Here is a 12,775-nt window from a genome sequence, read left to right as displayed (position 1 = left end):
CCCAAGGTTGATGGGCTGAGATCACAAGCGGTCATCGTGGAGAAGCTCTCGTGAAACTGGCAGCACGCACCGTAATCATCACAGGCGCTGCGGGCGGGATCGGCCGTGCCCTGGTCGATATCCTTGCCGCGGACGGAGACACTGTAGTTGCGGTGGACCTTCCGGGCAGTGGTGTGGTTGAACTGGCTCGGGATCTCGGGTCGCCGCACGTCGGTCTGGAGTGCGATGTGTCGCGAGAGAAGGACATGCTCTCACTTTTCGGCCAGGTCGAAGCACGGTTCGCGCAAATCGATGTCCTCATCAACAATGCGGCGGTTGGACCCACGATGGATAGGATCATCGACACCGCTGTCGATACCTTCCGACGCGGCGTGACAGTGAACCTTATTGGGCCATTCGTTATGGCCCGGGAAGCGGCGCGGCGCATGAAGCCGGGCGGTGCGATCGTCAATGTGGCTTCGATGGCGGGCGTGGTCGGCAATCCCAGGCGCAACGCCTACGCAGCCTCGAAAGCTGGCGTGATCTCGTTGACAAAGTCCCTTGCATGCGAGTGGGCTATGCGAGGAATCCGCGTCACGGCGGTGGCGCCGGGCTCCGTCCGCACCCCAATGGTCACAGAACTGGCACGCGCTGGCAAAATGGACCTCGCGGCGATACGCCGCCGCGTGCCGATGGGGCGCTTGGCTCGCCCCGACGAGATCGCCAGGGTCGTGCGTTTTCTGAGCAGCACGCAGGCGCGCTACATCACCGGCTCGGTGCTGGCAGTCGACGGAGGCTGGATGTCATTCAACCAGCCGGGGGATGCTCACCCGCCGGTGGATGGTGCGCTCCAAGCCGAGCTCTCCTGTCCGGCCGAATGCACAGATGCGCGAATCGTGCTCGTCACCGGTGGCGCAAAAAGCATTGGCGCGGCCGTCGCTCGCCGCTTTGCCGCGAACGGCGACACCGTCGTGATTGCTGATAAAGATGGCACTGCAGCGGCAGAGCTGGCTACATCGCTCCCCGGCAAGCATCTGGCGAAATCGCTGGACGTGGCCGTCGAGAGCGATGTGGTGTCGATGTTCGAAGAACTGAGGGGACGCTTCGGGTATATCGATGTTCTGGTCAATAGTGCTGATACCGCCGACAGGATTGTGCCTGCGATCGAGCAACTGTCGAAACAGCTCGAACACGTCCTGGATGTCAACCTTACCGGCGCCTTCACCTGCGCGCGCGAAGCGATCAAGGCTATGCGCCCGGGCGGCGTGATCCTCAATCTCGGGTCGATCGACAGCTTTCTGCCGTTCGCGCCGCGCCATGCCTACGGCGCCTCCAAGGCGGGGATGGATATGCTGACCCGTTGCATGGCGGCCGAACTCGGGCCGGTCGGAATTCGGACAGCCACCGTCGCTCCTGGCCACATCCGCACGCCCGCACTTGCTCAGTTGGCCAAAGCCGGCCGCATCGACCTGACAGCAATCGGACGACGCATCCCCATGGGCAGGATGGGACGGCCAGAAGACGTCGCAGATGCATCGTTCTTCCTTGCTTCGTCTGACGCCTCATACATCAACGGCTCGATCCTCTACGTGGACGGCGGCTGGACCTCGTTCGGTGATGCGGGAAACGCCAGCGAGCTCTATGACGAATGTTTTGCGGAGGCCGCAGGTTAATTGCCAGGCCTTCGCAGGGCGACCGGCCGAGCATTATGAAGCCTCGGCTCCACGACGCACCTGAGGTGCTTGAGATCCAAGCATGCGCATGCCGAGCACATTCCCGGTCGGCTGACGTGTCTATAACGAGGAGAAATCATGGAATTTGCCACTTTCATTCTGGCCGCCCAGCGTGGCTATCACCAATCCTCAGAAAGCGTCATCCGCAACTCCATCGAACAGGCCGTCGCTTCGGAGCAGGCTGGGTTCAACACCGCGTGGTTTGCTGAGCACCACTTCAACAATTACAGCCTCATACCATCCCCGCTGATGATGGTGGCGCACTGCGGCGGCTTGACAAGCACGATTCGCCTGGGCACTGCCGTCTGCGTGCTGCCGCTTTACCAACCGCAGCGCCTGCTGTCCGAGATCGGCTTCGCCGACATCGTTGCGAACGGCCGTCTCGAGCTCGGCGTAGGCTTGGGATACCAGCAGTTCGAGTTCGAACGGTTCGGCGTGGACATCGATGAGGCGCCGGCCGTCTTTTCGGAATACCTGGACATCATTCTCAAGGGCCTCAACCAAAACGTCTTCGAACACGACGGCCAGTATGAGAAGATCCCCCCAACAGCGATTTCGGTCCGCACAGTCCAGCAGCCGACGCCGCCTATCTGGATCGCTGGCGGAGCCGCACGGATGGCTCGGGCCTACCGCGAGGGGCACAATTTTTTTGTCACAGCCTTCCACGACGGCTTAGAGACTTTGACCACACTGCGTGAATCAGTCGAGAGGGCGGCGGCATCCGAGGAAAAGAACGTCACCGACGTCAAGATATCGCTGCTGCGCTGCTGCTATGCCAGCCACGACGAGTTGGAGATCAACAGCTATCTCGACAATGCCCGCTTCCAGCGCCGGCTTTCTGAAGCCCTGCATCAGCGTCGCCAACAGAGCCACGATGGCTACCTGCTGCAGGAGACACCGACCCAGCAGGATCTGTCCTTCGAGACCATGCGCAAAAATTTGCCGATTGGCAGCGTAAATCGCGTGATTGATCGCCTGCTGGAAGAGATCGATATCTTGAAACCGGACCAGATCGCAGTTCAGACTCAATTGGGCGACTTCGACCAAAAGACGATGCTGCGCCAGATCGAGCTCTGGGGCGACAAGATCATCCCTGCGGTCAACAAGGCGCTTTGTCATGCCGGAAGCTGAAGCCGGCCGTTACGATGATGGCTGCCTATCCAGCGCGCAATGGCGTGGGTCCGAGCTAGGGAGGAGCTTCGATCAGCATGTGCTGCCCTGCGTACATTCACGTTCGCTTGAGGAGGTCCAGGCGGGCGAGGTGTTGGCGACGGAGGGGACAGGCCTTTCGTCTGTCGAATTGCGTGATGTCTTGGCCGCAACTTTCCCGTCTACCTCCAGCAGCGTATTCGCTTTGGAGGAGTTGAGCGAGCCCGAGCCGGAACTGGAAGAGGAACTGCTACGCCGGCTGCTGCTAGCGCATGCTGCGCCGGCCGACCCGGCGAGCGCCCGCTTGGCCAAGATCATCGCCCGGCGTGCGATGCGCATGGACCATCTTTGGCGGGATCTTGGCCTCTCAAATCGCGCTGAGCTCAGCCGCCTGCTTGCCAGACATTTTCCCGCGCTGGCGGCAGGCAACACAGAAAACATGAAATGGAAAAAGTACTTTTACCGCAAGCTGTGTGAGGCCGAAGGCTTTTCGTCATGCACAGCACCCAGTTGCGGGGAATGCCATGACTTCGAAAGCTGCTTCGGCCCGGAGGAAGTTGAGAGTCGCCTCTCGCCGACCACGAATGTCGGTTAGTCACTTCGCTTGATCGCAGCTGCGGACAAACGCTTATCGCGGCGCCGTCGTATGGAGGAAGGGATGTTCATCGCCTCGCGATATTTGGTGACGGTACGGCGAGCGACATCGATGCCGGTCTCCTTGAGTTGAGCAACGATGTCTTCGTCGGAATGTACCTTGTCGAGCGATTCTTCGGCTATGATTGCCTTGATCCGATGGCAGACAGCTTTGGCGGAGTGCGCATCGCCGCCCTCGCAGGATGCGATTGGCGCAGCGAAAAAATACTTCAGCTCGAACACCCCGCGCGGAGTCAACATGTACCTGTTCGAAGTCACCCGGCTTACCGTCGACTCGTGCATGCCGATCTCGTCAGCGACATTTTTGAGACAGAGAGGCCGCAGATGGGCGGCGCCGTGTGTAAAAAAGGCATCCTGCTGGCGCACGATTTCGGTCGCAACCTTAAGGATCGTCTTAGCGCGCTGCTTGAGACTGCTGATCAGCCAGTTCCCTTTTTCCTGGCAATTGTCGAGAAACGCTTTGCCTTCCGGATTTTGCTTGGTCAGCTGCGAGATTTCGGCGACATAGGTGTGGTTGATCAACACTTTGGGCAGCGTGGCCGGATCAAGCTCCACCCGCCATCCACCTTCGGACTTGGGCATTACCCAGACGTCCGGTACGATGGTTTCCGGCGTCCCGGACTGGAACCGGTCTCCAGGCTTGGGATCGAGCGCGCGGATTTCGTTCCTCATGTCGAGGAGATCCTCCTCGTCGACTCCGCAACGCTGCTTCAATCCCTGAAAATCCCCCCGTGCAAGCATCTCGAGATTGGCGACCAAAGCTGCCATAGCCGGGTCGAACCGGTCTTGCTGGCGCAGCTGAATCTCCAGGCATTCGCTGAGAGTTCGCGCAAAAATGCCCGGCGGATCAAATTGCTGCAAGATTCCGATGACCCGTTCCACATCAGCTTGCCGAACGTTTAACGTCCTGGCCAGATCGAAAAGGTTTACCTGAAGATAGCCAGTGTCCTCCAGATGAGCGGCGAGCTGTCCGGCAATCAGCCGCTCCTGGGGGGTGAACGGGTTGAGGGCGACCTGGCGGGCGACATGGTCGTGCAATGTTTCGGTGTGGGCGGTAAACTCCTCGACGGCAGGTCGATCGTTGCCGCTACTGCGTTGCGACTTCCATTGCCCGCGCCCGCCAGACGGCCCGCCAATGGGCGATTCGCCGATTTCGCTTCTGCTTTGACTGCTCCGCTGATCCACCCCTGGCAGCGGCGAATCGTCGTCAAACGGGTCAGGCTTCAAAACGGGGTTCTTCTCGAGTGCCTGCTGCACGAGCTGATGGAGTTCAGTATGCGTCAATCGCAGCAAGCGAATAGCTTCAATGGCTTGAGGCGATAAGACCATACGTTGCTTCTGGCGTTGAAGCAGGCTTGCTGAGAGATGCATGTTGAACCGTGATCTGCCGAGGAGGCTCTAGTGTGTGCTTGGGTTGTGTGAGACTTTCCACTTCTGGGTCATGCCGCCGCCTTCAATTTGTCGAGAACGTTTTGCGGGGATGAAACGCCATAGGGGTCCGTCTCGCAGTTGTCACAGAAGCCTTCCTCCTCGAACCACTGCTCCACCACGCCATCGTCGATCAGAGCGGCGTATCGCCAGGAGCGCATGCCAAAGCCCAGATTGTCCTTCGCGACCAGCATGCCCATTTTGCGCGTGAACTCGCCCGACCCGTCTGGGATCAGCTCGATCTTCTGCAGCCCCAAGGACTTTCCCCACGCATTCATGACGAAAGCATCGTTGACCGAGACGCAGTAGATCGCGTCAATTCGCAGTTCCAGAAATTGATCATAGAGTTTTTCGAAATCGGGCAGTTGGAAGGTCGAGCAGGTCGGGGTGAAGGCGCCAGGCAGCGAGAACAGGATGATGCGCTTGCCCCCGAAATAATCGTCGGAGGTCTTGTTCTCCCACTGATAAGGATTTGGCCCCCCGATCGACTCATCGCGAACACGCGTGCGAAAGGTCACGAGAGGAACGTTCTTTCTATAGGTCATTGATTTGCTTCCAGGCCAAAGTGGTACGGTGCATTTTTCGGTTAAACTGAAGCGGCATCGACTTCGGTCGACAGTTCCGGCAGCCTCGCGCCTTGGCGTGGTTGCCTCGGACCGGTCTTGTGCAAGACCGCCCCCGAGCAGGCACGTTTAACGGCGACGAGCTTCCGCGGAGACGGGGAATTTTGCTCGCGTGCTTTATCGAGCTTTGAGAGGTAGGCATGGTCTGCAACCGTGATTTTGACTGCGTTCTATCGACCGAGTCGCAAGCGCCATGCCAATTGACCCGATGCCTTGGGTTCACTTCGGTTTTTGCAGCAACTTTCGTGTTGTGCAGTAATGCCGGTCGATATTATTGCTCAAGCAGCACTGGAAATTGGGTGCGACTCCGTTCGGCAAACCCGGCCTTTGTCCGAAGCCGGACACGAATGTCGGAAATAGCCAAACGCCAGGATCTGGGGCGGGTTAAGAAACGTTGCCGTGGGCACCGGCTTCAGCACAATTGCGCCACGCGAGCATGGCTCCCAGCGTCAATGCCGTGCAGCAGCGAGACGAAGTCACTGCAGAATATCAACCTCTGCGAAGTCGTTGAAACCCAGCATGTGCGAGCCGTTCGAGGCGCAGATCAAGGCATGCTCGAGGAAGAGCTCGTGCTCTCGGCAGCAAGTGTTGCGACGTCTGACAAGGATCGTCGCGCTTCAAGGAAAAGAACCTGAATGGTGCACGGCTTGTGAAGGCCGGCGCATGGAAATGGCTGGGCTGATCATCCTCCATGAGGGTTGAATGAAGAGCTGGCCCCTATCTCCCTCAGCTGCAACGGGGGGAGATAGGGCATGTCCGTCTATCGCGCTGGGTAACATTCCTCGGTGATGCAATAAGGGGGAGCAATTTCTCATTTCGGCAGACACGACCCAGCTCTCCTTTCATGCGCTGATTCCCCCAGGGGAAATCGCGACTCCAGGCTTCCTATGCAGCGAATCGCGGTGCTGTCCGATGTCCGACAATGTCGGATGCGGATCGTAGCTGGGCTAGATCCGTCACTTTGCCTCGATGGTTTCCCACTGGCCTTATATCTGCTTCGCCCAAATGCGGCGACATAACCTGTGCGGCATCTGTGAATGGATCGACTTCAATCGAGACCTCGGAGGTCCCGATGCGCGAAGGGAGCTTGCCGATATGACGGCCACCATAGCGAACCACGGTCCGGACGACGAGGGGACTTGGATCGGCGGGCCTGCGGCGCTGGGACACCACCGCCTGGCAATCATCGATATCCAGGGCGGCCGCCAGCCGAGGATGCTCCAGGGGGATGGCCGACCTGACTTGGTGCTCGTCTACACGGGTGAGACTTACAACTACCGCGAGCTGCGTCAACAGCTGGCCGGCCTAGTCCATCGCATGAACACGAGCAGTGACACCGAGGTGGTGCTGCACCGCCCCCGCGAGTAGGGCTCTTCGGCGGGTACACTTTTTTCACGAAATCCGTGAATGTTTCTCGCGACATCATCCCGCAATCGGTGGTGCAGCGGGTGAAGAGCCCGTATCCGGCTATCCAGAATGCCGCCTACGACAAAATACTACGTACGCGGTTCACTGTGATGCTGGACGACCTAGTTGTGGAGCTTCAACAGGTTGTCCTCGATCAGGGCGAGGCGACTGATAGGCGTTTTTGACTTTAGGCTGCCATGTGGACGATGCCAATTGTATCTGTGCAGCCAGACAGGCAGTTCGGCGGCACGATGATCGGATGTCGGATAGGCAATGGCGTAGGCCCATTCGCGCAGTGCTGTCTGGATGAAGCGCTCGGCCTTGCCATTGGTCTTGGGCGTATAGGGTCTTGTCGTGACGTGCTTGAGGCCGAGATCGCGGCAGGCCTTGGCGAAGGCCTTTGATCTGTAGCAGGAGCCGTTGTCGGTCATGACGCGGGCTATCGTGACGCCGAGGCTGGCGTAATAGGCGACCGCGGCCTTGAGGAAGGCGATGGCGCACTCCTTTTTCTCGTCGGGCAGGATTTGCGAGAAGGCGATGCGGGACGCGTCGTCGATGCAGACATGGACGAACTCCCAGCCGGCGCCGCGCGACTTGCCCTTTTGCGGATCGCCGGTGATACGATGGCCGACTTGGCTGAAGCGGCCGAGCTTCTTGATGTCGATATGGATCATCTCGCCGGGATGCTCCCGCTCGTAGCGCCGGACCGGTTCGGCCGGCTCGATATCCCTGAGCCGCGACAGCCCGGCACGCTTGAGAACCCGGCTGACGGTGGCGGGCGAGACGCCGACCTCATGGGCGATGTGCTTGCCGGTCAGCCGCTGGCGACGCAAGGCTGCGATGCGCTCGGCCACGGACTGTTCGGTCAGGCTCGGCATGACGGTGGGCCGCGACGAGCGGTCGACCATGCCGGCCCGCCCTTTGGTCTTATAGCGCTCGACCCAGCGCGCCACGATCTTGGCCGACACGCCATAGACGCGCGCCGCATGGGCTTTGGAAAAAGCGCCTTCTATCACCGATAACGCCATCTCCTCTCGACGCAGCGGTGTGAGACGGGCATTCTTGTGGATGTTCATTCGGACCCTCCGATGGATGCTGAAGCGTGGTAACTCCAGTCTCCTCGGTCCGGTCCGAATGGACAACCTCTCGAAAGCTCACACCTAGTGCCGGCAGTGGCACCGCTGTTGTCCGTCGACAGGTCCCGCGCTTGCTCGGTGCGACCAACAACCTTAAGCGCTAGGGCGTAACCTGACCCTGCAAGATCTCCTCACCGACTATAAGGTGCGCCTCACGATCTGAGACGATGGGACAGGATGGCTAAGGAGGTGCGCCGTCTTGCATGCCCCGCCAGCGAGGCGAACCCTCTCGGCTACGCGCGCCACCAGCGACGCTCCATATCGTCAGGCCTGCGTCTCATGCTCAGATGAGCCGGTATTTGGCTCTCTCATCAGCAAACCGAGAGAGCCCATGCCAAGACGGAAGCAAGCAAGACGAACGAGCGTCAGAGATATCCTGCGCCTGACCCATAAACAGGGCAGTCCGGTGGGCCAAGGTGGCAGAGCAACTGAGGTTCGGCAAGACTTCGGCTTCCACCTATCTGCGGGCGCTGGAGACGGGCTGTCGTGCAGGCCCTGCATGCGGCTTTGAGGACGATGCGATGTTGAAACACCGTCTGTTGCGCCGAATCGGCCGTCGGCCAAACGTTGGGTCGTCATCAGGTTCTCGACAGCTTCCCGGTGTCAAATCCAAACCGTGGTCGGCGATCCCCACCAGGGTGGGAAGGCAGCGCTGATATAGCCGAACGTCGATCAAGTCACGATCAACGATTGCCTCATGTCACATGCCCTGCGGGACTGAAAAACGGAGAAGAACATGTGCGATGCAAAACTGAAGACCGTGCTTTCGCTTTTTTCGCCGGTGGCCAGCAAATTAGATGCTCTCTCGTCCAACGGACCAGCGACGGATGCAAACTGCGTTAAGCTAAATACGAACGAGAACCCGTTTCCGTTGCCGAAGAGCGTAATGCAAAGTGCAATTGCTGCGATCGAACACCAGTATCTTTATCCGGAAGACGACAATCTCAGCTTAAGGGCAGCTGCCTCCGATGCTTACGGATTTTCCAAAGATCAGGTGATTGCCGGCAACGGTTCGTCGGAGCTGCTCGGACTCATCTACAGAGCTTTCCTCGCCCCAGGAGATAGAGTGGCAATGCTGTCGCCCGGATTTTCGTTCAACCGTAAACTTGCCATGTTGCAGGGTGCCGAGTTTCTCGAAATCGCATCGAGCGAAGCTCATCCCCTGCCGATAGAAAAACTGCTGTCCGGCCCCGCAAAAGACGCGAAGTTCATTCTGTTGGCTAATCCGAACAATCCGACCGGAACATTCGTGCCGGTGGCCGAAATCGAACGCCTTGTGGAGCAAGCAGATCGCTTGGTCGTCTTGGATGAGGCCTACGTTGACTTCGCACCCGACAATGCCCTGCGCCTCGTCAATAGACATCCGAATCTTTTGATCTTGAGGACTTTTTCAAAGAGCTATGCTGCCGCTGGCGTGCGAGTCGGCTTCGGTTTCGGTCACCCAGAAATCATTGGCAGGCTGCGCAACATCCAGAATGTCTTCAACATGAACGTGATCGGGCAGGCGGTCGGGAAAAGCATTCTTGCGCATCGCCACGCCTACGAAGAGAACCACAGGCACATCAAGCATGAACGACAGCGAGTGACCCTGGCGCTGTTGCAACTTGGCTTTTCCGTAACACCCTCCCACGCAAACTTTTTGCTGGCCCGTGTGCCGGCGGGACAGGAGGGCTCATGCTGGCAAGCCGCGTTGAAAGAGCAGGCGATCCTCATCGCCAGCTTTCCTGACGTAGATTTGAAGAACTGTATTCGCGTCAGCATTGGCACCACAGAGCAGATGGACAAATTCCTTGCTGCCGCCGAACGCGTCTGTATGAACTTTAAGAAGGATCGCGGTGCTCACAAGCATGAAGTCGATTCACATTAAGCATCAAGTAATGATATGTCGTGAGCTATGATGATTAGCGAATAAATATAGGTAATTTGGAGAACAATTAATTGAAGAAAATTTCCGCTTCGGGCCTGACCTTCGGCATCTTCGATCATCTGGACGAAAACGGCGATGACATCGCACAACAATATGCAGATCGGCTGAGCCTAGCAGAAGCGTGCGATGGCTATGGCTTTTATGCGTATCATCTCGCCGAGCACCACTGTACGCCGCATGGCAGAGGTCCATCACCGAATTTGTTCTTAGCGAGCGTCGCCCAGCGAACCCGCAGTCTTCGTGTTGGTCCCATGGTAATGCTACTTGCGCTCTATCATCCGCTGCGTGCCTTCGAGGAGATCTGCATGCTTGATCAGTTGAGCGGCGGCAGGCTTGAACTCGGCATAGGGCGCGGCTCTGCTCCCACTGAATTGGGATACTTCGGGGTTGCTGTAGAAGCAGCACCAGAACAGTATGCGGAGGCCAGTGAGATTCTCATCAATGCGATGAAAGGCGGGACGCTTTCTTATCAGGGCCGCCACTTTGAGTTGAAAGATGTTCCGCTGACGTTGAGACCTCACCAATATCCCCGTCCGCCGACATGGATCGCCACCAATCGACCCGAGCCGGCTAGCTGGGCCGCTGCGAATGGGGCAAACATCGCCTGCGTCGGACCTTCCACTTCTGTTCGCAGCGTTACCGACGCGTTCCGCGCCGCCCGAATTCACGATGCTGACATTGGCCAGCAAGCGCCATTTCTTGGATTGCTCCGAATGGTGGTGATAGGGCGTTCTGAAACAGATGCGTATTTGCTCGCAGCACCTGCCTATGAACGATGGCTCAATAGCTTCAAATTTCTATACGAACTAAATGCCATTTCCACTCCACCAAACTTGCCTTTGAACTTCGATGCAGCAATTGAAAGTGAATTGTGCGTCGTGGGAACGGCAGATTCTGTCCGAAAAGCTCTCCTTGATCAGCTGGAAGAGGCAGGTGCTAATTATCTTCTGTGTCAACTGGCATTTGGGGATTTGCCGCTGGATGCCTCACTATACACCGCATCGGCCATTGGATCCGAAATCATGGCTCGAGTTGCCGCATCGTGAATCCGTCGTGTGATTGGAGGAGCAGCGGCAGCGCTGCTCCTCATTGCGAAACGGTTGTGGGGGCCGGACTCCTGTGTCAGGTGTAAACCATTGGAGCACGTCCTATCTGATCCAGGTCATATCCTGCGGCTTTGAAGTAGTTGGCACATTCGGCTGGGGTGAAGAGGTCGACGACCGCGCCGAGGCGTCCTGACCTTGCCCCTCTGATCTAATCCGGTTTGAAGTTCGTTCTGGCCCATCCAGAGGACCAGGACATGAAACGCAGCCGCTTCTCTGAAGAGCAGATCATCGGAATTTTGAAGAAACACGAGGCCGGGGTATCGGTTGGCGATCTGTGCCGCAAGCACGGGGTCAGCGACGCCTCGATCTACAATTGGAAGGCCCGCTTCGGCGGGATGGATGTCACCGAGGCTCGGCGACCTGAAGGCGCTGGAGGACGAGAACACGCGCCTGAAGCGGCTTTTGGCCGACGCCATGCTCGACAATGCCGCGTTGAAGGACCTTGTGGGAAAGAAATGGTGACGCCCGCCGCCAAGCGGAAAGCTGTCGCTCGCCTGAAGGAAGGCTTCGGGATGAGCGAACGGCGGGCGTGTAAAGCCATCGGCTGTTGCCGCATGACGGTTCGCTACCAGACCAGCAGGCCGGACGACCGCGAGGTTCGCGAGCGGATGAAGGCCGATCGCGCAGGAGCGTCGCCGGTTCGGCTACCGGCGTCTTCTCGTGATGCTGAGGCGGGAGGGCCTGGTCGTGAACCACAAGAAGCTGTTCCGGCTCTATCGGGAGGAGAAGCTCGCCGTCGCCGCCGTGGCGGCCGCAAGCGGGCGATCGGGACCAGGGCGCCGATGCTGGTGCCGCTGAGGCCCGACGAGCGCTGGTCGCTCGACTTCGTATCGGACCAGCTCACCGACGGGCGCCGCTTCCGCATCCTGGCCGTCGTCGACGACTGCACGAGAGAGTGCCTCGCACTCATCGTTGATACGTCTCTCTCGGGCATGCGGGTTGCCCGCGAATTGGACGGCTCATCACCGAGCGGGGCCGGCCCAGGATGATCGTCAGCGACAATGGCAGCGAGTTCACCTCGAACGCCATCCTCTCCTGGGCGGATCAGAACCGCGTCGAATGGCATTACATTGCGCCCGGCAAGCCGATGCAGAATGGCTTCATCGAGAGCTTCAACGGCCGACTGCGCGATGAACTGCTCAACGAGACGCTGTTCACCTCGCTGGCTCAGGCGCGCGTAGCCATCGCCCTGTGGCACGCCGACTACAACACCGCGCGGCCGCACTCCCCCCTGGCAGACCCCGGCCAAGTTCGCCAGCACCTTCAATCCGCGACGGTCGCTCGCGCTGCGCTATGCCAAAGGCTCCGCGCCAGCGCCCGTCGCTTCACCCGCCCAGCAGGGCACAACCCACGCCGGAAACGAACTCAAAACTGCTGGGGCAACGTCAGTCCCATAGAGCCTTGATGGTTATCTCGGCCTTTGCTCGCAGCAGCGCCTTAGGTTGGGCGAAGGCGTTCTCAATCGGATTGAAGTCGGGACTGTAGGGCGGCAGTTAGAGCAGGCTCGCCTGCGGCCTCAATCGCGCCGCGCAGGGTTCTCCAGGCGGATGTCGCCAATGTCAAATTTGCTGGCATCCATGTCGCCCTCGCCAACCGCACAAGCGAAGGCCAGAAAGCCAACATGTGTTCTGCG

9 protein-coding genes and 2 pseudogenes are annotated in these 12,775 nt (G+C 58.9%); 7 read left to right on the top strand and 4 right to left on the bottom strand.

Annotated elements, in window-relative coordinates:
* Positions 1-50 precede the first annotated feature (50 nt).
* From EJ076_RS02000 to EJ076_RS01990, 3 genes are all read left to right on the top strand, one after another.
* A complete protein-coding gene (locus EJ076_RS02000; RefSeq protein WP_063169384.1) occupies positions 51-1,652 on the top strand; it encodes an SDR family oxidoreductase in 1,602 nt (533 codons plus the stop codon).
* 138 nt (positions 1,653-1,790) lie between these two features.
* Positions 1,791-2,843, top strand: a complete 1,053-nt coding sequence (locus EJ076_RS01995; RefSeq protein ID WP_063169383.1) for an LLM class flavin-dependent oxidoreductase — start codon at positions 1,791-1,793, stop codon at positions 2,841-2,843.
* The gene (locus tag EJ076_RS01990; RefSeq protein ID WP_063169382.1) at positions 2,830-3,456 is read left to right on the top strand and encodes a nitrogen fixation protein NifQ; all 627 of its coding nucleotides are present in this window, start codon (positions 2,830-2,832) and stop codon (positions 3,454-3,456) included. Before EJ076_RS01995 ends, EJ076_RS01990 begins: the two co-directional genes overlap by 14 nt.
* On the opposite strand, the gene rpoN is transcribed toward EJ076_RS01990, so the two are convergent.
* Positions 3,453-4,886 carry an RNA polymerase factor sigma-54 gene (gene rpoN, locus EJ076_RS01985; protein WP_063169381.1) on the bottom strand — a complete coding sequence of 478 codons (1,434 nt, stop codon included), beginning with the start codon at positions 4,884-4,886 and terminating at the stop codon, positions 3,453-3,455. The two genes, EJ076_RS01990 and rpoN, sit on opposite strands and share 4 nt — an antisense overlap.
* A gap of 68 nt (positions 4,887-4,954) precedes the next feature.
* Positions 4,955-5,488: a peroxiredoxin gene (locus tag EJ076_RS01980; RefSeq protein ID WP_063169380.1), complete on the bottom strand. Its 534-nt coding sequence runs from the start codon at positions 5,486-5,488 to the stop codon at positions 4,955-4,957.
* A 1,173-nt stretch (positions 5,489-6,661) separates the two neighbouring features.
* Here EJ076_RS01980 and EJ076_RS01975 point away from each other — a divergent pair.
* Positions 6,662-6,934 (top strand): hypothetical protein, encoded by a 273-nt coding sequence (locus EJ076_RS01975; RefSeq protein WP_199489650.1) that lies wholly within the window; start codon positions 6,662-6,664, stop codon positions 6,932-6,934.
* Between the two features lie 161 nt (positions 6,935-7,095).
* Here EJ076_RS01975 and EJ076_RS01970 read toward each other — a convergent pair whose 3' ends face one another.
* Complete coding sequence (locus EJ076_RS01970; protein WP_063169377.1) at positions 7,096-8,049, bottom strand: IS481 family transposase; 954 nt, start codon at positions 8,047-8,049, stop codon at positions 7,096-7,098.
* A 796-nt stretch (positions 8,050-8,845) separates the two neighbouring features.
* Here EJ076_RS01970 and hisC point away from each other — a divergent pair.
* From hisC to EJ076_RS01955, 3 genes and pseudogenes are all read left to right on the top strand, one after another.
* A complete protein-coding gene (gene hisC / locus EJ076_RS01965) occupies positions 8,846-9,976 on the top strand; it encodes a histidinol-phosphate transaminase (protein ID WP_063169376.1) in 1,131 nt (376 codons plus the stop codon).
* Positions 9,977-10,047: 71 nt separating this feature from the next.
* Entirely contained in the window at positions 10,048-11,082 is a 1,035-nt protein-coding gene (locus EJ076_RS01960; protein ID WP_063169375.1) for an LLM class flavin-dependent oxidoreductase, read from the top strand.
* 254 nt (positions 11,083-11,336) lie between these two features.
* Positions 11,337-12,539, top strand: a pseudogene (locus tag EJ076_RS01955) (IS3 family transposase).
* Here EJ076_RS01955 and EJ076_RS01950 read toward each other — a convergent pair.
* Positions 12,534-12,675, bottom strand: a pseudogene (locus tag EJ076_RS01950) (transposase); the annotation flags it as partial. The pseudogenes EJ076_RS01955 and EJ076_RS01950 sit on opposite strands and share 6 nt — an antisense overlap.
* Between the last annotated feature and the right edge of the window lie 100 nt (positions 12,676-12,775).

The sequence above is a fragment of the Mesorhizobium sp. M7D.F.Ca.US.005.01.1.1 genome (assembly GCF_003952545.1).
Lineage (GTDB): Bacteria > Pseudomonadota > Alphaproteobacteria > Rhizobiales > Rhizobiaceae > Mesorhizobium > Mesorhizobium loti.
This window is presented reverse-complemented; position numbering and strand designations above follow the sequence as displayed.